The organism is Micromonospora sp. WMMC241, assembly GCF_027460165.1.
GTDB lineage: Bacteria > Actinomycetota > Actinomycetes > Mycobacteriales > Micromonosporaceae > Micromonospora > Micromonospora humi.
The window spans coordinates 959,719-983,072 of record NZ_JAPZBF010000001.1 but is presented as its reverse complement, the minus strand read 5'-3'; the positions used below and the strand labels follow the sequence as shown (position 1 = coordinate 983,072).

The 23,354-nt window shown below is 73.5% G+C and carries 17 protein-coding genes and 1 tRNA gene; 6 read left to right on the top strand and 12 right to left on the bottom strand.

The genetic code is table 11. The features are described 5' to 3' along the window. Position 1: 1 nt before the first annotated feature. The 11 genes from rpmE to argS form a co-directional block, all read right to left on the bottom strand. Entirely contained in the window at positions 2-226 is a 225-nt protein-coding gene (gene rpmE, locus O7598_RS04740) for a 50S ribosomal protein L31 (RefSeq protein ID WP_073828674.1), read from the bottom strand. Between the two features lie 317 nt (positions 227-543). After that, positions 544-3,975, bottom strand: coding sequence for a phosphodiester glycosidase family protein (locus O7598_RS04735; protein ID WP_269690178.1), 3,432 nt, complete (start codon positions 3,973-3,975; stop codon positions 544-546). Positions 3,976-4,116: 141 nt separating this feature from the next. Continuing rightward, positions 4,117-6,270, bottom strand: a complete 2,154-nt coding sequence (rho, locus tag O7598_RS04730) for a transcription termination factor Rho (RefSeq protein ID WP_269690177.1) — start codon at positions 6,268-6,270, stop codon at positions 4,117-4,119. A 339-nt stretch (positions 6,271-6,609) separates the two neighbouring features. Continuing rightward, positions 6,610-7,512 (bottom strand): homoserine kinase, encoded by a 903-nt coding sequence (gene thrB / locus O7598_RS04725; RefSeq protein WP_269690176.1) that lies wholly within the window; start codon positions 7,510-7,512, stop codon positions 6,610-6,612. A gap of 64 nt (positions 7,513-7,576) precedes the next feature. After that, positions 7,577-8,821, bottom strand: a complete 1,245-nt coding sequence (locus tag O7598_RS04720; protein ID WP_269690175.1) for an MFS transporter — start codon at positions 8,819-8,821, stop codon at positions 7,577-7,579. Between the two features lie 9 nt (positions 8,822-8,830). Then, the gene (locus tag O7598_RS04715) at positions 8,831-9,652 is read right to left on the bottom strand and encodes a polysaccharide deacetylase family protein (RefSeq protein WP_269690174.1); all 822 of its coding nucleotides are present in this window, start codon (positions 9,650-9,652) and stop codon (positions 8,831-8,833) included. A gap of 136 nt (positions 9,653-9,788) precedes the next feature. Beyond that, positions 9,789-13,040 carry an efflux RND transporter permease subunit gene (locus O7598_RS04710; protein WP_269690173.1) on the bottom strand — a complete coding sequence of 1,084 codons (3,252 nt, stop codon included), beginning with the start codon at positions 13,038-13,040 and terminating at the stop codon, positions 9,789-9,791. A 90-nt stretch (positions 13,041-13,130) separates the two neighbouring features. Continuing rightward, positions 13,131-14,180, bottom strand: a complete 1,050-nt coding sequence (thrC, locus tag O7598_RS04705; RefSeq protein WP_269690172.1) for a threonine synthase — start codon at positions 14,178-14,180, stop codon at positions 13,131-13,133. A gap of 113 nt (positions 14,181-14,293) precedes the next feature. Continuing rightward, positions 14,294-15,598 carry a homoserine dehydrogenase gene (locus tag O7598_RS04700; RefSeq protein WP_269690171.1) on the bottom strand — a complete coding sequence of 435 codons (1,305 nt, stop codon included), beginning with the start codon at positions 15,596-15,598 and terminating at the stop codon, positions 14,294-14,296. After that, positions 15,595-16,980: a diaminopimelate decarboxylase gene (gene lysA, locus O7598_RS04695; protein ID WP_269690170.1), complete on the bottom strand. Its 1,386-nt coding sequence runs from the start codon at positions 16,978-16,980 to the stop codon at positions 15,595-15,597. The genes O7598_RS04700 and lysA overlap by 4 nt, the downstream gene beginning before the upstream one ends. Before the next feature lie 6 nt (positions 16,981-16,986). Further along, positions 16,987-18,651, bottom strand: a complete 1,665-nt coding sequence (gene argS / locus O7598_RS04690) for an arginine--tRNA ligase (protein ID WP_269690169.1) — start codon at positions 18,649-18,651, stop codon at positions 16,987-16,989. Positions 18,652-18,749: 98 nt separating this feature from the next. Here argS and O7598_RS04685 point away from each other — a divergent pair, with 98 nt between their 5' ends. The 4 genes from O7598_RS04685 (at position 18,750) to O7598_RS04670 (ending at position 21,236) form a co-directional block, all read left to right on the top strand. Beyond that, complete coding sequence (locus tag O7598_RS04685) at positions 18,750-19,583, top strand: DUF3105 domain-containing protein (RefSeq protein WP_269690168.1); 834 nt, start codon at positions 18,750-18,752, stop codon at positions 19,581-19,583. Between the two features lie 10 nt (positions 19,584-19,593). Further along, positions 19,594-20,268 (top strand): DUF305 domain-containing protein, encoded by a 675-nt coding sequence (locus O7598_RS04680; RefSeq protein ID WP_269690167.1) that lies wholly within the window; start codon positions 19,594-19,596, stop codon positions 20,266-20,268. Between the two features lie 121 nt (positions 20,269-20,389). After that, positions 20,390-21,085, top strand: coding sequence for a winged helix-turn-helix domain-containing protein (locus O7598_RS04675; protein WP_269690166.1), 696 nt, complete (start codon positions 20,390-20,392; stop codon positions 21,083-21,085). A 76-nt stretch (positions 21,086-21,161) separates the two neighbouring features. Next, positions 21,162-21,236: transfer RNA gene (locus O7598_RS04670), tRNA-Arg, on the top strand. 46 nt (positions 21,237-21,282) lie between these two features. Here O7598_RS04670 and ligD read toward each other — a convergent pair. Further along, a complete protein-coding gene (gene ligD / locus O7598_RS04665; protein WP_442929799.1) occupies positions 21,283-22,242 on the bottom strand; it encodes a non-homologous end-joining DNA ligase in 960 nt (319 codons plus the stop codon). A 97-nt stretch (positions 22,243-22,339) separates the two neighbouring features. On the opposite strand from ligD, the gene O7598_RS04660 reads away from it, so the two are divergent. Both O7598_RS04660 and O7598_RS04655 read left to right on the top strand, forming a co-directional pair. Further along, positions 22,340-22,750 (top strand): winged helix-turn-helix transcriptional regulator, encoded by a 411-nt coding sequence (locus tag O7598_RS04660; protein ID WP_269690164.1) that lies wholly within the window; start codon positions 22,340-22,342, stop codon positions 22,748-22,750. A gap of 45 nt (positions 22,751-22,795) precedes the next feature. Beyond that, positions 22,796-23,341 (top strand): TetR/AcrR family transcriptional regulator, encoded by a 546-nt coding sequence (locus O7598_RS04655; protein WP_091069117.1) that lies wholly within the window; start codon positions 22,796-22,798, stop codon positions 23,339-23,341. The last annotated feature ends 13 nt before the right edge of the window (positions 23,342-23,354 follow it).

Sequence of the window (23,354 nt, the reverse complement as noted above, 5' to 3'; positions counted from 1 at the left end):
GCTACTTGGCCTTCTTGGCCTGAACCTTGGCGTACTTCTGCTGGAACTTCGCGACCCGACCGGCGGTGTCCAGCACGCGCTGCTTACCGGTGTAGAACGGGTGGCAGGCGCTGCAGGTCTCGACGCTGATGGCGCCGCCCTTGGCGGTGCTGCGGGTCGTGAACGTGTTGCCGCAGGAGCAGCGGACCTCGGTGGTCGCGTACTCCGGGTGGATGTTGGGCTTCATGTCGCCTCGGTCCTTTCGTGGGTGGTCGCCGGGTCGCCCTCGGTGCTGCCCGTCGTCGCGACGAGCTCGGACGTGAACCGGAACCGGTGGCCGATTGACCAGTGTGCCATGGGCTTCGGCCGGCCGGCACAGCAGGTCCGCCAGCCGTAACGTACCCTGCCCCTCCCGCATTCCCATCCCCCGCCCCACCACTCCCCCAACCCCGTCGATCATGAAGCTGACCGGAACTTCTGCCCGTTTTGTCGCCCGCCAACTTCATGATCGACAGATTCTCCGGCGAGGGCTCCTCCCCCAGGTTGAGGAGCCCTCGCCGGGAATCACGCGGCGGCGCGGGCCTGCGCCGCCGCGGTGGTGGTCACCGTCGTCTCGGCGCGGACGCCGTTGACGGTGACCGTGAGCAGCACCCGGCCGCCCGGGCGCAGCGCGGTGAGCCGGCCGGTCGCCGGGTCGAAACGGGCCACGTGCCACGGGCGTACCCCGGACGCGTCACCGATGTGCAGGTTGGGCGAGCCGGCCCAGTCGGCGCTGACCGGCGCGGCCACCGGCACCTGCCGGCCGCCGGGCTGGGTGAGCGTGGCCGCCACGGCGGCCGGTGCGCCGAGGCGCACCTCCGCCGGCGCGCTCAGCGCCAGCCGGTCGACGTGGGCGTGGATCTCCGCGTCGACCCACTCCGGCCCCTCGCGCAGCGGGTCGCGGCGGGCCCGCTCCGCCTCCCGCGGCGTCACCGGGTCGACCCCGAACTCGGTCCAGCCGGTGAACCCGCCCTGCCCGGCCGGGGTGGACGGGTCCTTGCCCGCGTTGCCGTTGACCACGTACGGGACGCCGTCCACCCGGTCGGCGTGGAACGTGCCCACGTGCCCGTTGACCGTCAGCGCGCCCTTGCCGGTGCGGTGCTGGAAGTCGGCCAGCCACTGCTCGACCAGGGCCGCCTCCTTGCGGTCACCGAGCTGGCTGGCCTTGGCCGGGCTGGGGTCGCGCGGCGGGTGGTGGAAGAGCACCGCGACCGAGCCGACCGACCGGTCGACGGCGGCCTCGTCCAGCGTCCGGCGCAGCAGCTCCACCTGGTCGAATCCGCCCCCGCGCAGGGAACCGGTGGCCGTGGACAGGGTGACGAAGCGGGTGCCCCGGTGGTCGAAGACGCGGGAGGTGTCCCCGAAGACGCTCCGGAAGTTGTCGATCGGCGCGCCCATGATCTCGTGGTTGCCCGGCACGTAGTAGTAGGGCACCTGGCCGCCCAGTTCCTCGTCCAGGATCCGCTTGGCCAGCGCGAAGTCGGCCGGGTAGGCGGTGTCCACGAAGTCGCCGTCGATGATCAGGAAGTCCGGCCGGGCGGCGCGGACCTCGCGCAGCGTACGGCGGGCCTGGGCGACCAGCTCGCTGTCCGGGTCGGCGGCGACGAACTGGGCGTCGGAGAGCACCGCGAAGCGCCAGGGCGCGCCGTCCACGGTGCCGTCGCGCAGCACCACCCGGTCGGTACGGTTCGGCTCCGGGGGCGCCTGTACGTCCGGCGGCACCCGGGCCACCAGGTCGTCGACGACCACCTCGCTGCGGTACTGCTTCGCCGGGTCGGTCTCGGCCACGTAGAACCGGCGCACCCGCACCGGGTACTGCACGCCGGGCGGGACGGCGAACTCCACATACTTCCAGCCGGTCCAGTCCAGGTACGGGCCACGGAGTACGAACTGGGTGTCCTGCGCGTCGTGCAGGTGCAGGCTCGGCCACTCGCCGGTGCCGTTCGCCTTGATCCACATGCCGAACGCCTGCGGCTGGCCGGGGACGTCGATCCAGGCCGGCGGATCGGCGTACGCGGCCCGGGTGCCGGTGGACTGGCCGAAGTCGTACGACATCCGCAGGCCGGTGCCGGTGTGCCCGTCGGCCGGGGCGACCGAGCCGGCGGCCCGGGCCTGGCTGAACCGCCAGGACGCGGCGTCGTCGAAGCCGGCCACCGGCACGTCGGTCAGCCCGACGGTCACCGGCAGCACCGTGGTGCGCGTGCCGACCCGGGCGGTGACCAGCGCGGAGCCCGCACCGGCGAGCGCCGTGACGGCCAGGTTGCCGTCGGCGGTGGGCGTGACGGAGAGCAGGTCGTGGTCGTACTCCAGCCTCAGGTCGGCCGGTTCGATCGGCGCGGTGTTCCCCTCGGCGTCGTAGCCGACCACGCCGAACAGGTCGGTGTCGCCGGCCCGGTCGAGGCCGACCCGGTCGACGGTGGCGTCGACCCGCTCCAGCGGGCCGAGCACGGTCAGGTCGAGGGTGCCGCGGGCCCGCCCCCGCGCGGCGGTGACGGTGCTCGGGCCGGGGCTGCCGGCCCGGAACACCCCGTCGCCGTCCACCCGCCCGTGCGTGGCACGCCACCGGGGGGCGCCCGCCGCCGGTCCGTACGTCTCGTCGTAGCCCGCGGCGGTGAGCCGCCGGGTGAGGCCGGGGAAGACCCGGGCCGGCCGGCCGCCGCGCACCGGGGCCACGCCCGGCGCGGCGGTCGGGTCACTCGCGGTCTCCAGCCAGAAGCCGGCAAGCCGGCCGCTGCCCTTCGGCGCGTAGACCGCCAGCCCGTTCGGCACCGGTCGTTCGCTGCCGTCGGAGGGGCTGTTCTCCACCTGGACCGCCGCGGCGCCCGGCTCGCGGGCCAGCAGCGTGGAGGATCCGCCGCCGTCGAGGTTGAGCGCGTTCGCCGCACCCAGCTCGACCATCATCCGACCCATCTCGGTCTGGGTGACGCCCCGGCTGTCGACCTGCCGGCCGTCCACCGTCAACATGATCATCTTGCGGCCGTCGGCGGAGAACCCGACCGAGGTACGTGGGGCCAGCGACTGGTCGGCGATGCTCTGCGCCACCCCGCCCCGGACCAGCACGTTGCCGCCGCCGACCGCCGCGCGCAGGTCGCCACCGTCGGACGCGCGCGGGCGCCAGGACACGTCGACGCGGTCGCCGGGACGCAGCGCGGCGAGCCCGTCCGCGCCGGCGTCGCGGCCGAGCAGCACCGTGCTGCCGGCCGGGATCGGCCCCTCCCCCGCCGTGGTGGACACCCCGGCCACCCGGCCACCGGTCAGCGTCACCTCGACCACCCGGGCGGCGCCCTCCACCGCCCGCTGCCGGGGGTACGACCCCCACATCGCGGTGAACACACCGACGCCGTCGCGCTGCACCATGTTGTTGAACTGGGTCAGCGACACCGGCCCGGCGGGCAGCGCGGCGGTGCCCTCGAAGCCGACCTCGACGACCCGGCCGATGCCCCGGGCGTCGATCCCGACCGCGTTGGGGTGCCCGGCGACCGGCGACTGCACCAGCTCGCCGGAGCGGATGCCGACGCCCTGCGCGGCACCGGAGTTGTTGATGTCGAAGAAGTCGCCGTTGACCGCCGCCACGGCCCGGGACCGGTCCACCGTGGCCCGCAGCGGCTCGTCCCGGGTGACCGCCCCGGAGTTGACGTAGTCGACGGTCAGCCCGCCGGAGAGGTCGGCGGTGAGCGCGTCGGCCCGCAGCCAGCCGGCGGCGTCGTACCTGTCGAAGGAGGTCAGGTCCAGGCCGGGCGCGACCGGACGGGTGGTCTTCGCGGTCTCCAGGCCGCCGGCCGGCTCGACACCGGCCGGCGCGGCGGCGGGCGGCGCGGCGGCGGGCGGCGCGGCGGCGGGCGGCGCGGCGGCGGGCGCGGGTGCGGCGGCGGCGGGTGGCACCGGAGCCGCGAGGGTGAGCAGCGGCGTGAGCAGAAGGACGCCGGCCAGACGGGCGGATCGACTGCGGGTTCGCATGGACGCCAGTCAACCCGAGAATGAACAGAAGTTTCAATACCCTGCGACTGAACTGTAGAAAAACTTCATCCGCTGCGGACCCCCGGACACGAACGAGGGGCACGGCCGCCGGCCGTGCCCCTCGTCGTCGGATCCGTCAGGTCACTCGCCCGGGGTGGACTTCGCGATCTGCATCAGGAACTCGATGTTCGTACGGGACTGCTTGAGCCGGTCCAGCAGGAGGTCGAGCGCCGCCTGCGAGTCCAGCGAGTGCAGCACCTTGCGGAGCTTGTGGATGATCGCCAGCTCCTCCGGCGCGAACAGGACCTCCTCCTTGCGCGTACCGGAGGGGTTGATGTCGATCGCCGGGAAGACCCGCTTGTCGGCGATCTTCCGGTCCAGCTTCAGCTCGGCGTTGCCGGTGCCCTTGAACTCCTCGAAGATGACCGTGTCCGCCATCGAACCGGTCTCCACCAGCGCGGTGGCGAGGATGGTCAGCGAGCCGCCGTTCTCGATGTTGCGGGCGGCGCCGAGGAAGCGCTTCGGCGGGTAGAGCGCGGTGGAGTCGATACCACCCGACATGATCCGGCCCGAGGCCGGCGCCGCCAGGTTGTACGACCGGCCGAGCCGGGTCACCGAGTCGAGCAGCACGACCACGTCGTGGCCCAGCTCGACCAGACGCTTCGCCCGCTCGATCGCCAGCTCGGCGATCGTGGTGTGGTCCTGCGGCGGACGGTCGAACGTGGCCGCGATGACCTCGCCCTTCACCGACCGCTGCATGTCGGTGACCTCTTCCGGCCGCTCGTCGACCAGCACCACCATCAGGTGGCACTCCGGGTTGTTGCGGGTGATCGCGTTCGCGATCGCCTGCAGCACCATCGTCTTACCGGCCTTCGGCGGCGACACGATCAGGGCCCGCTGGCCCTTGCCGATCGGCATCACCAGGTCGATCACCCGGGTGGTCAGGATGTGCGGCTCGGTCTCCAGCCGCAGCCGCTCCTGCGGGTAGAGCGGGGTGAGCTTGTAGAACTCCGGCCGACGCCGCGCCTCCTCCGGCTCCATGCCGTTGATGGTGTCCAGCCGGACCAGCGGGTTGTACTTGTCGCGCCGCTGCTCGCCGTCCCGGGCCGCCCGGACCGCGCCGGTGATGGCGTCACCGCGGCGCAGGCCGTACTTCTTGATCTGGGACATCGAGACGTACACGTCGTTCGGACCGGCCAGGTAGCCGGTGGTCCGAACGAAGGCGTAGTTGTCGAGCACGTCGATGATGCCGGCGACCGGGACGAGCACGTCGTCCTCGCCGACCTGCGGCTCGCGGCCACCGCCACCGCCGCCACCGCCGCCGTCCTCGCCACGCTCGCCGCGCCCGCGCCGACGGTCGCGGAACCGGCTGCGCCGGCCCCGCCGGCCGCCGCCCTCGTCGTCGTCGTCGTTGTCCCGATCGGCGCGCGGACCCCGGTCGTTGCGGTCGCCCCGGTCGTTGCGGTCACCGCGCTCGGCACGCTCGCCCCGGTCGTTGCGCTCACCGCGCTCGCCCCGGTCGTTACGGTCGCCCCGGTCGTTACGGTCGCCGCGCTCGTTCCGGTCACCCCGGTCGTTGCGCTCGCCCCGCTCGGCACGCTCGCCCCGGTCGGCACGCTCGCCCCGGTCGTTGCGCTCGCCCCGGTCGTTGCGCTCACCGCGCTCGCCCCGGTCGTTACGGTCGCCCCGCTCGGCACGCTCACCCCGGTCGTTGCGCTCGGCACGCTCACCCCGGTCGTTGCGGTCACCGCGGTCGGCACGCTCGCCGCCGCGCTCGACCCGCTCACGGCCCCGGTCGTCGGTGCGCTCCGCCCGGTCGCCACCGCGCTCGGCCCGGTCGCCGGTCTCGGCGGGAGCCTCCTCGGTGCGCGTCTCGGCCGGCCGCGTCTCCGCGGTCGCGGCAGTGGCCCGGGTGCGGCGTCCGCGGGTACGACCCTCGGTCACCTCGGCGGCCGGCGCCGGCTCGGCGGTGCGACGCTCGCCCTCGGCCCGCTCCTCGCGGACCTCGGCGTGCACCTCCTCACGGGCGGGAGCGGCCGCGGCCGCGACCTCGGCCCGTGGTCGAGGGGTTCCGGCGGCGGCGCCGCCCTGCCGCTCGGTGATCGCACTGATCAGCTCGCCCTTACGCATGCGAGCCGTACCAGAGATGCCGAGCGACGCGGCCAGGCTCTGGAGCTCCGGCAGCAGCATCGCCGACAGGCCGGTGCCGCTACGCCGACGGCGCGTGGGGGCGGCGGTGGTGGCATCGCCAGCGACGTTGGAAACATCCGACGTCACGTCGGTGGTGTCGCTCAATGGATTCCTTCCCTCGATAGGCCGGGGCTGCCCGGAGTCGTGGAACCAGGTGGCCGGGCGGCCTCGGTGCACCCGCCTCGCATGGACGCGTCGCGGGAGTCTGTAACACAGCAGCCGGGCGGTTTCCCGACTCACCAACATCGGTGAGCAGGTCTCGCCGTCTGCGGCGACCTGTGGAAACTGCGGTGCGGCGTAGGCCTTGGGCAGGGGTGGCGGGCTGACCGCCGAGAGCTTCGGGGGTGCGCCGAACCGCAGGAAGATCGCATGCTTCGCGGCTGTGCTCGGTCTAGAGCGTAATCAACTCTTCCGACCTGCGGCAACAGGGTCCCGCTCGGCGTGTCAAAGTCTACCCCGGAAAACCCGGGCCCCGCTGACATCTGTCGGCAACTCCCAACGGCGCCAATCTGTTCCCGCCCCGAACCGCGCCGGCACGTCGGAGAGGGCCAGCACCGTCGGCCCCGCCCCGCTGACCACGGCAGCCACACCGGCCTCACGCAGCTCAGCGACCAGTTTCGCGGTGCCCGGCATCCCCGGCGCCCGCTGCTCCTGGTGCAGGCGGTCGACGGTGGCGGGCAGCAGCAGACCCGGGTCGGCGGTCAGCGCGTGCACCAGCAGAGCGGCCCGACCGGCGTTGGACGCCGCGTCGGCGTGCGGCACGGTGGCCGGCAGCGCGGCCCGGGCCACCGAGGTCAGGCCGCGCTCGGCCGGCACGAAGACGGTGGGACGGACGCCCGGCGCCACCGGCAACGACACCGCCCGGGCACCGGTCGGCTCCGTCCAGGCGATCGTGAAGCCGCCGAGCAGGCAGGGCGCCACATTGTCCGGATGCCCCTCCAGCTCCGCCGCCAGCCGCAGCGCCGCGTCGTCGTCCATCCGCCCCTCGCCGTCGGGCACCAGCGCACGCGCCGCCAGCACCCCGGCCACGATCGCCGCCGAGGACGAGCCGAGCCCGCGGGCCTGCGGGATGCGGTTGACGCACTCCAGCGCCAGACCGGCGGGCTGGCCGCCGAGCCTGTCGAAGGCGGCCCGCATGGCGGTCACCACCAGGTGCCGGTCGTCCGAGGGCAGCTCACCCGCGCCCTCGCCGGTCACCACCACCCGCACACCACCGTCGGTCACCTCGGCGGTGACGTCGTCGTGCCGGCCGAGGGCCAGCCCGAGCGCGTCGAAGCCCGGACCGAGGTTGGCGCTGGTCGCGGGCACCCGGACCCGCACCGGACCGGAGGCGAAAGTCGTCGGCACGGGCTCATGCTAGGGCCTGGGTACGACCACGCACCCGACCCGCCCGGAGCCTGGGACCGGCCGGTCAGCCGGCCCGTCCGGGGGCGGGCGCCTCGGCCGGGTCGGTCAGGGAGAGACCTCGGGTGGCGAAGCGCCAGCCGACCGCGTAGACGACGGTGACCAGGCCGCAGCCGGCCAGCACGGTGCGCTCGTCCACCCGGTCCACCACCAGCGCCACCACCAGCTGGCTGACCGCGATGGCGAGGGTGGCCAACATCATGTCGGTGGCGAAGACCCGGCCGCGCAGCCGGTCCGGCACCTCACCCTGCAGGGCGTAGTTGGACAGCACCCAGTTGCTGCCGCCGCCAAGGTGGGCCAGGAAGACCAGGACCAGCACCAGCGGGAACCAGGACACCGCCGAGGCGCCGAGGTAGGCCAGGCCGTACATCGACATGGACAGCGCGAGGCCGGTGAGCAGCCAGGCCCGGTTGCTGAGCACCCGACGCATCAGGATCGGGCCGACCAGCGCCCCGGCGCCCCGGGCCGCGAAGAGCAGGCCGGCCCCGGCGGGGCCGACCCCGTACACGGCAGCGAGCAGCGGGAAGACGGTCAGCACGCCGTTGCCCAGGCCGACCGCCGACTTCACCGTGACCAGCGCCAGCACGCGCGGCCGGTGGGCGATGTAACCCAGCGCCTCCCGGATCGCCGCCAGCGTGCGCGGCACCGTCGCCGCCGGGTCCCGGGGCGCCTGCAGGGGCCGGCGGATCCGCGCGGCCAGGACCGCCGCCCCGGCGAGGCCCGCGGCGGCCACCCAGAAGCTGGCGTACGGCCCGGACGCGGCGCTGAGGATGCCACCGAGCGAGGCGCCGACCACTGTCATCGTGCCCCAGGCCGAGCCGGCGACCGCGTTGGCCGCCGCCAGGTCTGCCGGTTCGACCACATTGGGCAGCGCGGCCTGGGCGGCAGGCGAGTAGAACGCCTTCGCCACCGCCACGATCGCGATCGCCACCAGCGCCAGCCACGCCGTCCGACCGGAACGGACGCCGAGCAGCAGCAGGATGCCGACGAGCGCGGCCACGTTGGCCGCCATCATGACCCGGCGGCGGTCGAACCGGTCGGCGACGGTGCCGGCGTACGGCAGCAGCAACGCGGTGGTGCCGGTGTCCACGGCCAGCACCAGCGCGCCCCACACCCCGCTGCCGGTCAGGTCGGGCAGGAGCACCAGCAGCGGCACCATGACGAACCAGTCGGCGCCGAAGACCACCAGCTCGGCGAGGAACAGGTTCCGGAAGTCGCGGTTGCGGACGAGGACCGACAGGGTGGGTGACACGCCGGCACCCTATCGGGCCGCTCCCGGGCCGGCAGCGCGACGCAGCAGGTCGGAGACCGTGACGAAGGTGTAGCCGCGGGCCCGCAGCCCGGCGATCATGTCGGGCAGGCCGCGCAGCGCCACCAGCCGCCGCTCGTCGCCGACGTCGTGGCCGAGCAGGATGGTGCCGGGACGCACGTCGGCGACGATCCGCCGGGCGTGCCCCACCGGATCGTGCGGGAACTCGCTCTCGACCATCTGCAGCGTCCAGAGCACCACCCGGTAGTCCAGCCGGGCCGCGGCGTGCAGCACCGCCCCGCCCAGGTGGCCCCAGGGCGGGCGGAGCAGCCGGGGCGCGGAACCGGTGGCCGCGGTGATCGCGTCGTGACTGCGGCTCAGGTCGTCGTGCACGGTGACGGCGTCCATCCGGGCGAGGTCGTGATGCGCCCAGCTGTGGTTGCCCACCTCGTGCCCGGCCATCCGGCCCCGCACCAGTGCGGCGTGCCGGCGGGCCCGCTCACCCACCAGGAAGAACGTCGCCGGCACCCGGTGCTCGGCCAGGGTGTCCAGCACCATCGGGGTCCACTGTGGCCGGGGGCCGTCGTCGAACGTCAGCGCCACCAGCGGAGCGCCGGCCCGCACCCCCCAGACCACCTGCACCCCGCCGCCGCCGACGTCCTGGCGACGGTTGCCGAGGGTGGCGCTGGCCGGGCCGCCGGCCAACGGGAGCCGGCGGTCGGCCACCCACGTGCTCTCCACCGTGGCCGCGGAACCCAGCGCGGCGCCGCCGAGCACCAGTGCGGACCGGCGCAGCAGCGTGCGCCGACCCCACCTGCCCGCGCCGCCCGCCATCGCGCCCCCGCACCCCAAGTAGGCACCAGCTCACCGAGCGTACCGCCCGGCGTGGTTCGGAGGTGCCCCGCGCGCGGTGGAGGCGTTAAGAGGGGCCCCCGCCTATACAGAAGGCGTTAAGCGGGGGCCCCTCCTTTCACTCGGTCGGGGGAAGGGGGGAACGGCGACTCTTCGGCAGGCGGAGCACCTCGAACTGGTCCGTACCGTCGATCAGCGCCCCGGACGGGCGGGCCGGCGGCGCGACCGGCTCGGCCGGCCCCTCCCCGCCGCCGACGGTCACGGGCGTCGGGGTCTCGACCGGGGCCGGCGCCGCGGCCTCCTCGACCGGGTCCGGGGCACCGCCGCGACGGCGGTCCCGGCGGGCCCGCAGCGAGCCCTTGGTGCGCTCCACCATCGTGTAGAGCGTCGGCACCAGGACCAGCGTGAGCAGCGTCGAGCTGAGCAGGCCGCCGATCACCACGATCGCCAGCGGCTTGGAGATGAAACCGCCCTCGCCGGTCAGCCCGAACGCCATCGGCAGCAGCGCGAACACGGTCGCCACCGCGGTCATCAGGATCGGCCGCAACCGCCGCCGGCCGCCCTCGACCACGGCCTCGGTGACGCCCATGCCCTGCGCCCGGTACTGGTTGATCAGGTCGAGCAGCACGATCGCGTTGGTCACCACGATGCCGACCAGCATGAGCACGCCGATCAGCGCCGGCACGCCCAGCGGCGTCCCGGTGGCCAGCAGCAGCGCGATCGCCCCGGTCGCCGCGAACGGCACCGAGATCAGCAGGATCAGCGCCTGGGTCAGGCTGCGGAACGTGGCCACCATGATCAGGAAGACGATCGCGATGGCGGCCAGCACGGCCAGGCCGAGGTCCGCGAACGCGTCCGCCTGGTCGGCGCTCACCCCGCCGATGACGTACGTGGCGCCCGGCACCTCCAGCGCGTCCAGCTTCTTCTGCAACTCCTGCGTGGTGGCGCCGAGGTTCGACCCGGTGGCCGCGCCGGTCACCGAGACGCTGCGCTCGCCGTCGATCCGGGTCACCTGCTGCGGCCCGTCGACCTGGTCGACGTCGGCGATCGCGTCCAGCGTCACCGGTCCCACCCGCAGCGCCCGCAGTTCGGCCACGTTCACCGGCGGCCGGGCCCCGGTGCTGAGCACCACGTCCTGCGCGGTGCCGTCCAGCGTGACCTGGCCGAGCGGCGCCCCCCGGTACGCCTGCGCCACGAGCTGCCCCACGGCCGCCTCGCTGAGACCCGCGCGGGCCGCGGCCACCCGGTCCACGGTCACCTCCACCCGGGGCACCCGGGTGGCCAGACCGGTCGTGACGTCCTCGACGCCGGAAAGGCCGGCCATCGCGGCCCGGACCTCCTCCGCCGCCCGGGTCAGCGTCTCCTGATCGGCGGCCTGCACCACCACCTCGACCTGGTTGGCGGAGGCGTTCTGCCCTCCGCCGAAGGTCAGCTCGCCGACCTCCGGGCCCAGCGCGTCGAACTCCTTGCGCAGGGCCTCCCGCACGGTCGCGGCGTCGGTGTCGTCGGAGAGCGCCAGTGACCAGGACGCTTCGTCGCTGCCGCCGCCGGCCCACGGGTTGTCCCCGCCGCCGGCGCTGACCTGGTAAGTCTCCACCCCCGACGTACGCTTCAGCACCTCCTCCACGCGGGCGGCGGCCCGGTCGGTGCCGGCGAGTCCGGTACCGGCCGGCATCTCCTGCCGGACGGCCAGCGTGTCCTGGCCGGAGTCGTCCAGGAAGTTCGTCTCCAGCTTCTGCGCCAAGCCGAACGTGCCCAGCAGCACCACCAGGCCGAGCGCCACGGTGGCCCACCGGCTCTTCCGCGACCGGGTGGCGAACCCGATCACCGGCAGGTACGCCCGCTGCAACGGGCTGCGCAGCTCCTTCTCCTCGGCGGCCCGGCGCTCGGCCTCGTCGTCGGCGCGGTGACGCGGCCGGAGGAACAAGTAGGCGAGCACCGGGATGACGGTCAGCGACACCAGCAGCGAGGCGAGCAGGGCCACCGTCACGGTGATCGCGAACGGCGCGAAGAGCTGCCCCACGAAGCCCCCCACCAGGGCGATCGGCGCGAACACGGCGACCGTGGTCAGGGTGGAGGCGGTCACCGCGCCGGCCACCTCGCGGACCGCCGTCAGGATCGCCTCCCGCTTCGGTTCGCCGTACTCCAGGTGCCGTTTGATGTTCTCCAGCACCACGATCGAGTCGTCGACCACCCGACCGACCGCGATGGTCAACGCGCCGAGCGTGAGCAGGTTGAGCGAGTAGTCGCCGGCCCAGAGCACGATCAGCGCGACCAGCACCGACAGCGGGATGGAGACCGCGGTGACCACCGTGGACCGCACCGAGAGCAGGAAGACCAGGATCACCACCACCGCCATCAGCAGGCCGAGCAGGCCCTCGGTGGTGAGGCTCTCGATGGACCGCTCGACGAACGGGGCCTGGTCGAAGACCACGGTCAGCTCGGCGCCGGAGGCGGCCTTCAGGTCGTCCAACCGGTCCCGGATGTCGTGCGAGATGCCGACCGCGTTGCCGTCCGGGCTCGCGGTGACCGCGATACCCAGGCTCGGCTTGCCGTTGGTGCGGGTGAACGACGTCGCCGGGGCGAGCTGCTGCTCCACCCGGGCCACGTCACCGAGGCGGACCGGGGTGGCGGGCGCGGTGGTGAGCACGATGCCGCGCAGGTCGTCCACGGTGCGGATCGGGGTGCCGACCTGCACCGGCAGCGACCGGTCGCCGTCGGCCAGCGCGCCGGCCGGCACCGCCACCCCGTTGGTCTTCAACGCCTGCGCGATCGCGGTCGGCGCCACCCGGGCGGCAGCCAGCTTCGCCGGGTCCGGCGTGATCGCCACCACCTGGTCCCGGGCGCCGGTGACGTCCACCGAACGGACCCCGTCCAGCCCTTCCAGCTCGGGCACCACGGTGGCGCGCAGCTTCTCGGCCAACGCCCGCTCGTCGCCGTCGCCGGTCGCGGCGACCACCACGGCCGGCAGGTCGTCAGTGCTGCCGGCGATCACCTGCGGGTCGACGCCCTCGGGGAGCTGGGTCCGGTTGAGCGCGGTCTCCATCTTGTTGACCACGTCGTCCAGGTCGGTGCCGAACTCGTACTGCACCTGGACGGTGGCCGCGCCCTCGCGGGAGGTGGAGGTGACCTTCTCCAGCCCCGGGATGCCCTGGAGGCTGTTCTCGATCGGCTCGGCGACCTGGGACTCGACGATCTCCGGCGCGGCACCCGGGTACGGCGCCACGATGAACGCGGCGGGGAATTCCAGCGACGGCAGCAGCTGCTGCTTGAGCGACGGCACGGCGAACAAGCCGAACGCCGCGGTCACCAACGCGATCAGGGCGATCAGGCCCCGGTTGGCAAGACTGAATCTGGCGAGCAACGACATGGGCGTTGGTCACTCCTGAGGAGGGGTCTGCGGGGTTGCCCTGAGTCTGCCGCACCCGCTCGGGTCGCCCGTTCCCGGGGCGGGTGCGCCTCAGGCCAGGTCGAGGGCGCGCGCGGCGGCGATCGCGTCGTTGGCGACGGTCAGCGGCGCGGGGGCGGTCGAGATGGCCCACTCCGGGTCCTTCAGGCCGTGCCCGGTGACCGTGCACACCACCCGCGACCCGGCCGGCACCCGGCCGGCGTCGGCCTGCTGGAGCAGGCCGGCCACGCTCGCCGCGCTGCCCAGCTCGACGAAGACCCCGACCTCGCGGGCCAGCAGCCGGTAGGCGGAGAGGATCTCCCGGTCGGTGACCGCGGAGATCAGCCCGTCGGAGGCGTCGCGCGCGTCGACGGCCTTGGTCCAGCTCGCCGGGTTGCCGATCCGGATGGCGGTGGCGATGGTCGACGGCTCGGGCACCATCTGGCCGGTGACGATCGGGGCCGCCCCGGCCGCCTGGAAGCCGTACATCCGGGGTGCCTTCGTGGCGTTGCCGTCGCGCAGGTCCTCCGAGTAGCCCATCCAGTAGGCGGAGATGTTGCCGGCGTTGCCGACCGGCAGGCAGTGGATGTCGGGCGCGTCGCCGAGCGCCTCGACGATCTCGAAGGCGGCCGTCTTCTGCCCGTGCAGCCGGTAGATGTTGACGGAGTTGACCAGCGCGACCGGGAAATCCTGGGCGAGCTTGCCGGCCAGCGCCAGACAGTCGTCGAAGTTGCCCTGCACCTGGAGCAGCTTCGCGCCGTGCACGAGCGCCTGGGCCAGTTTGCCCAACGCGATCTTGCCCTGTGGCACCAGCACGGCGCAGGTGATCCCGGCGCGCGCCGCGTACGCGGCGGCCGACGCGCTGGTGTTGCCGGTGGAGGCGCAGATGATCGCCTTGTCACCGCCCTCGACGGCCTTGGAGACGGCGACCGTCATGCCCCGGTCCTTGAACGAGCCGGTCGGGTTCGCGCCCTCGACCTTGAGCCACACGTCGGCGCCGACCCGGGCGGAGAGCACCGGCGCCGGCAGCAGTGGCGTGTTCCCCTCGTGCAGGGTCACGACGGGAGTGGCGTCGGTGATCGGCAGCCGGTCCCGGTACGCCTCGATCAGCCCTCGCCACATGTCCCGCTCCTCGCCTCCGTCGCCCCGGTCGCGGGGCCTGCCACCAGCGTGGCCCAGCCTGCCCCGCCGGCCACCGCCACACCCTGCCTTAACCATCAGGCGGGACGGTGGGGTTACGCCCCGCCCTCGACCCGTAGCACGCTGGTCACCGAGCGGACCGTGTCCAGCCCGCGCAGCTCCCGCACGGTGGCGGCGAGCGCGGCGTCCGGCGCGACGTGGGTGACGATGACCAGCTCGGCGTCGCCGCCGGCGGGTCCCTGCCGCACGGTGGCGATGGAGACCTCGTGCCGGGCGAACACCCCCGCCACCGACGCCAGCACACCCGGCCGGTCGGCCACGTCGAGGCTGATGTGGTAGCGGGTGAGCGCCTCCCCCATCGGCCGCACCGACAGGTCCGCGTACGCCGACTCGCTGGCCTGGCGCACCCCGGCGATGCGGTTGCGGGCCACCGCGACCACGTCGCCGAGCACGGCGCTGGCGGTGGGCGCGCCGCCGGCGCCGCGGCCGTAGAACATGAGCTGCCCGGCCGCGTCGGCCTCGACGAAGACCGCGTTGAACGCGTCGCCGACCCGGGCGAGCGGGTGGGTCAGCGGGATCATCGCCGGATGCACCCGGACGTTGACGGTCTCACCGCCCGCGGCGTCGACGCCCCGGGCGGCGATGCAGAGCAGCTTGATCGTGCAGCCCATCGCCTTGGCGCTGGCCACGTCCGCTGCGGTCACCTCGGTGATGCCCTCTCGGTGCACGTCGGCGGCGGTGACCCGGGTGTGGAACGCCAGCGAGGCGAGGATGGCGGCCTTGGCGGCGGCGTCGAAGCCCTCCACGTCGGCCGTCGGGTCGGCCTCGGCGTATCCCAGCTCGGTGGCCTCCTCCAGCGCCTCGGCGAAGCCGGCGCCGGTCGCATCCATGGCGGAGAGGATGAAGTTGGTGGTGCCGTTCACGATGCCGGTGACCCGGGTGATCCGGTCGCCGTGCAGCGACTCGCGCAGCGGGCGCAGCAGCGGGATGGCGCCGGCGACGCTTGCCTCGTAGTAGAGGTCGGCGCCGCCCTCGGCGGCCGCGTCGTGCAGCGTGGCGCCGTCCTCGGCGAGCAGCGCCTTGTTGGCGGTCACCACGCTCTTGCCGGCGCGCAGCGCCTCGACCAGCCAGCCCCGGGCCGGCTCGATGCCGCCGACCACCTCGACCACCACGTCCACGTCGTCCCGCTTGATCAGCCCCAGCGGGTCGGTGGTGAACAGGCTGTCGTCCACCGGCAGGTCGCCGCGGTCGCGGCCGAGCCGGCGGACGGCGATGCCGGCGATCTCCAGCGGCGCGCCGATCCGGGCGGCGAGGTCGGCCGACTGCTCGTGCAGCAGGCGAACGACGTCGCTGCCGACCGTGCCGCAGCCGAGAAGTGCCAAGCGAACCGGTGAGGTCATCCCACATCCAATGCGAGCAGGTCGTCTTCCGTCTCCCGGCGAACGATCACCCGGGCCGATCCGTCACGGACGGCGACGACCGGGGGGCGCGGCACATGGTTGTAGTTGCTGGCCATGCTCCGGCAGTAGGCCCCGGTGCCGGGCACCGCGACAAGATCTCCGGGCTGCACGTCGGCGGGCAGGAATTCATCCTTCACCACGATGTCCCCGGACTCACAGTGCTTTCCCACCACCCGGGCGAGCAACGGCGGGGCGGCCGACGTCCGGTTGGCCACGGTCGCCGAGTAGGAGGCGTCGTAGAGCGCGGTGCGGATGTTGTCGCTCATCCCGCCGTCGACGCTCACGTAGGTCCGCAGGCCGTCCAGGTCCTTGACGGTCCCCACCTCGTAGAGCGTGAACACGGCCGGGCCGACGATCGCCCGGCCGGGCTCGACGGAGAGGTGCGGCACGGCGAGGTTCTCCGCCGCGCACTCCCCGTCGACGATCTTGCGGAGCCGCTTGGCCAGGTCGTGCGGCGAGGCCGGGTCGTCCTGCGTGGTGTACGCGATGCCGAAGCCGCCGCCCAGGTCCAGCTCGGGCAGCTCCACGCCGCGGGCGTCACGGATCTGCGCCTGGAGTGCGAGCACCCGACGGGCGGAGACCTCGAAGCCGCTGGCGTCGAAGATCTGCGAACCGATGTGCGAGTGCAGGCCGCGCAGTTCCAGCACGTCCTCGTCGAGGATCCGGAACGCCGCCGCCGCGGCCGCGCCGCCGGCCAGCGAGAAGCCGAACTTCTGGTCCTCGTGCGCGGTGGCGATGAACTCGTGGGTGTGCGCCTCCACGCCGACGGTGACCCGCAACAGCACCCGGGGGCGGACGCCCCGCTCCCGGGCCAGCGCGCTGAGCCGGTCGATCTCGGTGGACGAGTCGACGATGATCCGCCCCACCCCGGCGTCCACCGCCCTGGTCAGCTCGGCCACCGACTTGTTGTTGCCGTGGAAGCCGATCCGTTCCGGCGGCATCCCGGCCGACAGCGCGGTGGCCAGCTCACCGCCGGTGCAGACGTCGAGGAACATGCCCTCCTCGGCGATCATGCGGACCACGGCCCGACAGAGGAACGCCTTGCCGGCGTAGTAGACGTCCGCGTCCGGGAACGCGGCCCGGAACTCGCGGCAGCGTTCGCGCAGGTCGTCCTCGTCCAGCACGTACGCCGGGGTGCCGAACTCGGCGGCCAGGTCGCGGACGTCCAGCCCGGCGGCGGTCAGCGCGCCGGCCGGGCCGCGCGCCACGTGGCGCGGCCACAGTTGCGGCACCAGGGAGTTGACGTCGATCGGGGTACGCAGCCAGGCGGGCCCCCGGTTGCCGATGTCACCGTGCAGGGCACCGGCCTCATGCGCGCGCATCTGCGGTTACATCCTCTCCGGCGCGGACACGCCGAGCAGGCGCAGGCCGTTGGCGATGACCACCCGGGTGGCGTCGTTGAGCCAGAGCCGGGCCCGGTGCAGGTCGGTGACCTCCTCGTCGCCGCGCGGCAGGATCCGGCAGTTGTCGTAGAACCGGTGGTAGGCCTGCGCCAGGTCCTCCAGGTAGTGGGAGAGCCGGTGCGGGGCCCGCAGCTCGGCCGCGGCGGCCACCACGGACGGGAACGCGGCAAGCGCCTTGAGCAGCTCGTTCTCCTTCTCGTGAGTGAGCAGCTCGGCGTGGAAGTCGGCGGCGTCGCCCCGGGTCAGCCCCACCTCGGCGGCGTTGCGGTTGACGCTCGCGGTGCGGGCGGCGACGTATTGCACGTAGTAGACCGGGTTGTCGCGGGTGGCCCGGGTCCACAGCTCGACGTCGATGTCGATCGGCGAGTCGCTGGAGTAGCGGGCCAGCGCGTAGCGGGACGCGTCCACGCCGATCGCGTCGACCAGGTCCTCCAGGGTGACCACGGTGCCGGCCCGCTTGCTCATCCGCACCGGGGCGCCGTCGCGGACCAGGTTGACCAGCTGGCCGATGAGGATCTCCAGGTTGCGCGCCGGGTCGTCGCCGAAGCACGCGGCCATCGCCTTCATCCGGCCGATGTAGCCGTGGTGGTCGGCGCCCAGCATGATCACGACCCGCTCGAAGCCGCGCTCCCGCTTGTCGAGGTAGTAGGCGCAGTCGGCGGCGAAGTAGGTCCACTCGCCGTTGGACTTGCGCAGCACCCGGTCCTTGTCGTCGCCGAAGTCGGTGGTGCGCAGCCAGGTCGCGCCCTCGGACTCGAAGACGTGCCCCTGCTCGCGCAGCCGGGCCAGCGCCTGCTCCAGCTCGCCCCGGTCGTGCAGGTCCTTCTCGTTGAAGTAGGTGTCGAACTCGACGCCGAAGTCGCGCAGCGAGGACCTGATCTCGGCGAACATGAGCTGGACGCCCTCGACCCGGAACACCTCCTGGGCGGCGTCGTCCGACAGGTCCAGCACGTCGGGCCGCTTCTTGATGACCTCGGCGGCGATCTCCGCGATGTATGCCCCGCCGTAGCCGTCCTCCGGGGCCGGCTCGCCCTTGGCGGCGGCCAGCAGCGAGCGGGCGAACCGGTCGATCTGGGACCCGGCGTCGTTGAAGTAGTATTCCGTGCCCACGTCGGCCCCGGTGGCCCGCAGCAGCCGGCTGAGCGCGTCGCCGACGGCCGCCCAGCGGACGCCGCCGATGTGCACCGGGCCGGTCGGGTTCGCCGAGACGAACTCCAGGTTGATCCGCTGGCCGGCCAGGGTGTCGCTGCGCCCGTACGCCGGGCCGGCCTCGACGATCGACCGGGCGAGCTGGCCGGCGGCGGCCGCGTCGAGCCGGATGTTCAGGAAGCCCGGGCCGGCGATCTCCACCGACTTGATCCCCGGCGCCCGGCCGAGTTGCTCGGCCAGCGCGGCGGCCAGCTCCCGCGGGGGCACCCCGACCTTCTTGCTGAGCTGCAGCGCCAGCGTGGAGGCGTAGTCGCCGTGATCGGGGTTACGGGGTCGCTCGACGGTGGTCTGCGCGGGCAGCGCGGCGCGGTCCAGACCCCGCTCGTCGAAGACGGCGTGGGCTGCGGCGAGGACGACCTCGGCGAGTTCTGCGGGAGTCACCGAACCATGTTATCGGGGGTAGACTCGGGCACCGCGGCGGCGACCCAGCATGTGAACAGGCTCCGCGCTCCCCTGACCGACCGACCTGACGAGGCACGATGAGCATCAGCACCCCGGGCGGCCCGGAACGCCGTCCCACCGTGGTCAGCACCGGCAAGAAGCCGGCCGCCGGCCGGCCCGCGGCGGGCGACAAGCCCGCCGCCAAGGCCGGTGCGGGCAAGCCCGCCGGCAAGGGCGCGCCACGGCCGGGCGCCGGGGGCAAGGGCCGCAAGCCGGTGACCCCGGTGAAGGTGAGCCAGGGGCGCTCGTGGGGGCCGATTGCGCTCTTCGCCGCGGTCGGCGTGCTGGCCGTCGCCATCATCGGCATCGGCGCCTGGTCGGTCTACCAGGGCGCCCAGCCGTGGCAGAAGCGGGCCGACGCGATCAACGGCATGGTCGACTTCCGCAAGAAGGACAAGGACCTGGTCAAGGGCGGCAACCACCAGCCGGGCACGATCAAGTACGACGTCTCCCCCCCGGTCGCCGGTCCGCACAACCAGGCCTGGCAGAACTGCATGGGTGACGTCTACCCCGCCCCGATCGCCAACGAGCACGCGGTGCACAGCCTGGAGCACGGCACGGTCTGGATCACCTACCGCCCCGACCTGCCCGCCGACCAGGTGGCGAAGCTCGAGAGCAAGGTGAAGGGCAAGGAGAAGCTGATGCTCAGCCCGTACGAGGGGCTGGACAAGCCGATCTCGCTGCAGGCCTGGGGCTTCCAGCTCAAGGTCGACGACGCCGACGACGGCCGGATCGACGAGTTCATCAAGACGCTGCGGGTGAACGCCTCGATCGAGGGCCCGAACGCGCTCTGCGACCAGGGCATCACCGCCACCGGCACCACCCCGCGCGACAACGTCCAGCCGAACATGCCCGAGCAGCCCACCCAGTGAGGACGCCGCGATGACCGCTCCGGTGACCACCGACAGCGAGCGCGACGACGCGCCGGCCGCCGACGAGGGCGGCCGGCCGGCGGCGCGCCGCTACGGCCTGCTGGTCGTGGCCGCCGCCGTCGTGGTCGGGCTGCTCCTCGGGTACGCCGGCGGCCTGCTCACCCCGACGCTCACCCGCCCGGGCGACACGTCGGCCGAGGCCGGTTTCGCCCGGGACATGACCGCCCACCACAACCAGGCGGTCGCCATGGGGCTGCTGGCGTTCCGCCAGGGGCAGGACGCGGAGGTGCGCCAGGTCGGCGTGGACATCGCCACCGGGCAGCAGGGCGAGATCGGCACCATGCAGACGTGGCTGCGCTCCTGGAAGCTGGACCCGACCGGCGAGCAGGCGCCCATGGCGTGGATGCCGGACGGCGCCGGGCTGGTGAAGGACGGCCTGATGCCGGGCATGGCCACCCCGGAGGAGATGGCGAAGCTGCGGACGGCGAGCGGTCGCGAGTTCGACGTGCTGTTCCTGCAGATGATGATCCGCCACCACCTCGGCGGGGTGCACATGATCGACGGGATCCTGGCCGAGGGGCACGACGACGACGTGCTGGCGGTCGCCCAGGTCATGAAGAACACCCAGCAGAACGACCTGACCAACCTGAACGCGGCGCTGAAGCGCCTGGGCGGCACGCTCTGACGTCCTGCTTGTCCGCTTTGACCGTTTGTAACGTTTTGGGGATAACGACCCATTGCACTGCTTCGGGAGTTTTCTCCATACATATCGTGACCGGTTACGGTTCGGGCTCGTTGCCCAAGACGTGGGGGTTGCACTCAGAGACGCAGGGCGGTCGGTGACCAGCTGGTGCCGACGCCACACCATCGGCGGTGACGGAGCGGTGGCAGCCGTCCGTCGCGGACTGCGGCAGGGCGAGCCGGGAACGCTCAGCCGCGAACAGGAACTGGAACTGATCGACGTCCTGCGGGGCGTCCACCCGGACGAGTTCGGCATCGACGAGGAACTCTGGACGCGGCAGAGCCTGAGCACGCTCATCGAGCGTCGGTTCGCGCTGGCGCTGGACGCCGGCACCGTCGGGGCGTACCTCCGGGCCTGGGGTCTCGGGCCGCGCGAGCCGCGCGAGCGGGCCTGCGGCCTCTGCGTGGGCGCGGTCGAGCGGTGGGTGCGCAGCGAGTACCCGGCGATCACGCGGGCCGCGCAGGAGCACGCCGCGGAGGTCTACTGGATCGGCCGGGTGCGCCTGCGCGGCACCATGCCGGCCGCGGACGTGGTCTCGGCGGTCTCCTCCCGGGGGCGGGTGCGCTTCATGGTCACCACGCCCTCGGTGGACCCGCCCCTGCCCCGGGACTTCGTGCTGCGGCTCAGCGGCGCCGAGGAACGCGCCGTGCACCTGATAGTGGACGGCTCCTGGCCACGCAACGAGTGGCCCCGCCGACTGCCCCGCCGCATCGCGCTGCACCCGCTGCCCAGCTGCGGTCGCGCCGTCGCCGCCGCCTGACCGGTGAAGATCGACTCCCCGGCGATACCGATTCGGTGATCCGGGAAGGGGTTTGCTACTCTTCTCGGGTCGCTGAGCCCCCGTAGCTCAGGGGATAGAGCACCGCCCTCCGGAGGCGGGGGCGCAGGTTCGAATCCTGCCGGGGGCACCAGAAGACGTCGAAGCCCGGGCCGCCGCGCCCGGGCTTTCGCGTCGGTTCAGCCGGCCTCGCGCCGCGCCTTCGCCCGCCGCTTGCCCTCGTGCATGGCCTGCACCCGGGCCACCGGGATGCCCCGCCCCTCGTCGACCAGCTCCGCCGGCAGCGCCTGCGGCGCGGGCAGCGCCTCCGCCCACGGATCCCGCTCGCCGAGCAGCGCCGGCACGGTCCGCACGGTGAAGTCGGCCGGGGTCGCCGACTCCAGGTCCGCCCAGCCGACCGGGTACGACACCGGCGTGCCCGGCCGGATCCGAGGGCTGTACGCGGCCACCACCGTCGCCCCGTACGCGCGGGTGGAGTCGACGAAGACCCGGCCCCCGCGGTCGGCCACGATGAACGCGGTGGTGGCCAGCGCCGGGTCGAGCCGTTCGGCGCGGGCCGCGAGCGCCCGGGTCGCGGCGGCGGCCTCCTCGGCCGTGGTTTCCGGCGCCACCGGCACGATCACGTGCAGGCCCTTCGCCCCGCTGGTCTTGACCGCGCCGGCCAGCCCGGCGTCGGCGAGCGCCTGCCGCACCAGCAGCGCGACGCGCACCGCCGCGCCGAACGAGTCGCCCTCCGGCGGGTCCAGGTCGAGCACCAGGTGGGTCGGGTGCTCGGCCTGCCCGGCGTGGGCCAGTGGGGCGTGGTATTCCACCGCCCTCTGGTTGGCGAACCAGAGCAGCGTCCGCCGGTCGTCGCAGAGGGCGTACGAGATGCGCCGGTGCGACGCCTCGGCCCACACCTCGGTGCGGCGCACCCAGTCCGGCGTGTACTTCGGCAGGTTCTTCTGCATGAACGGCTCCTGCCCGGGCCGGACCCGCAGCACCGACAGCGGCCGGTCCCGCAGCTCCGGCAGGATCCGGCCGTGCACCGCGTCGAGGTAGTCGACCAGATCGCGCTTGGTCGCGCCGGCGGCGTCGAACAGCGGCTGGTCCAGGTTGGTCAGCGGAACCCCGTCGCGGGTCTCGTCAGCGGCGCCCATCCGCCCACCTTCCCGGCCCGGACGTGCCTCGGCAACCCCGACACGGCGGCGGTGGCGCATGATGGTCACCGTCGGTCGTCGAGGTGAGGGAGGCGCGGTGACGTCCCAGGACGACAGGTGCGCGTCCGGCCCGGCGGACGCGGCGCGGGCCTGCACGGTGCGGGAGGCGCTGGACCGGGTCGGCGGCAAGTGGAGCATCGGCATCCTGATCGCCGCGTCGACCGGCCCGATCCGCTTCACCGAGCTGGAGCGGCGGGTGGAGGGCATCAGCCGGCGGATGCTCACGCTGACCCTGCGCAACCTGGAGCGCGACGGCCTGCTGGTCCGGCACGTGCACGCCACCGTGCCGCCGCGGGTGGAATACACCGCCACCCCGATGGCCCGGGAGCTGTACGAGTCGCTCGTCGCGCTCACCCGCTGGGCCGAGCGGCACCGCGACGCGATAAGCGCGGCCCGGGAGGCGTACGACCGGGAGCACCCTGTGGCGAAGCCCACGCAATCCGTCTGACCGATCGGTCAGGTGCTGACCGATCGGTCAGGCATGCTGGAGGGCATGGCACGCGCCACCCCCGCCACCCACGACGAGCTGCTCACCGCCGCGGCCCGTCGGTTCGCCGTCACCGGATACAAGGGCACCTCACTCCAGGACATCGCCCGCGAGGTGGGCTGCTCCAAGGCCACCGTGCTCTACCACTTCGCCAGCAAGGACGCCCTGCTCTGCGAGCTGATGGCACCCGCCATCGCGGTGCTGGAACAGCTCGACGCCCGGCTCGCCGACCTCACCGGCGCCGAGGCCCAAAGGGTCGCCGCCGAGGGCTTCGTCGACCTCGCGGTCCGGTTCCGCCGGGAGATCGCGCTGCTCCGGGGCGAGTTCCCCGACCTGCTCCAGCAGCCCGCGTTCGCGCACATCCAACAGATCTCCGAGCGGCTTATCGCCGCGTTCGCCGGCTTCTCCGACCGGCCGGTGGCCCGCATCGCCGCGCTCGTCGTCCTGGCCGGCATCGCCGAGACCTGCGGCGAGTTCCTGGACATCCCCGACGAGGAGCTGCGACCCGCGCTGCTCGCCGTGGCGCACCGCGCGCTCGAACCCACCACCTGATCCCACTGTCGCA

Bases quoted from the DNA above. Each gene is read 5' to 3' on its own strand.
- rpmE (WP_073828674.1), bottom strand. From the start codon at position 226: ATGAAGCCCAACATCCACCCGGAGTACGCGACCACCGAGGTCCGCTGC.
- O7598_RS04735 (WP_269690178.1), bottom strand. From the start codon at position 3,975: ATGCGAACCCGCAGTCGATCCGCCCGTCTGGCCGGCGTCCTTCTGCTC.
- O7598_RS04715 (WP_269690174.1), bottom strand. From the start codon at position 9,652: ATGGCGGGCGGCGCGGGCAGGTGGGGTCGGCGCACGCTGCTGCGCCGG.
- O7598_RS04710 (WP_269690173.1), bottom strand. From the start codon at position 13,040: ATGTCGTTGCTCGCCAGATTCAGTCTTGCCAACCGGGGCCTGATCGCC.
- thrC (WP_269690172.1), bottom strand. From the start codon at position 14,180: ATGTGGCGAGGGCTGATCGAGGCGTACCGGGACCGGCTGCCGATCACC.
- O7598_RS04700 (WP_269690171.1), bottom strand. From the start codon at position 15,598: ATGACCTCACCGGTTCGCTTGGCACTTCTCGGCTGCGGCACGGTCGGC.
- lysA (WP_269690170.1), bottom strand. From the start codon at position 16,980: ATGCGCGCGCATGAGGCCGGTGCCCTGCACGGTGACATCGGCAACCGG.
- O7598_RS04685 (WP_269690168.1), top strand. From the start codon at position 18,750: ATGAGCATCAGCACCCCGGGCGGCCCGGAACGCCGTCCCACCGTGGTC.
- O7598_RS04680 (WP_269690167.1), top strand. From the start codon at position 19,594: ATGACCGCTCCGGTGACCACCGACAGCGAGCGCGACGACGCGCCGGCC.
- ligD (WP_442929799.1), bottom strand. From the start codon at position 22,242: ATGGGCGCCGCTGACGAGACCCGCGACGGGGTTCCGCTGACCAACCTG.
- O7598_RS04655 (WP_091069117.1), top strand. From the start codon at position 22,796: ATGGCACGCGCCACCCCCGCCACCCACGACGAGCTGCTCACCGCCGCG.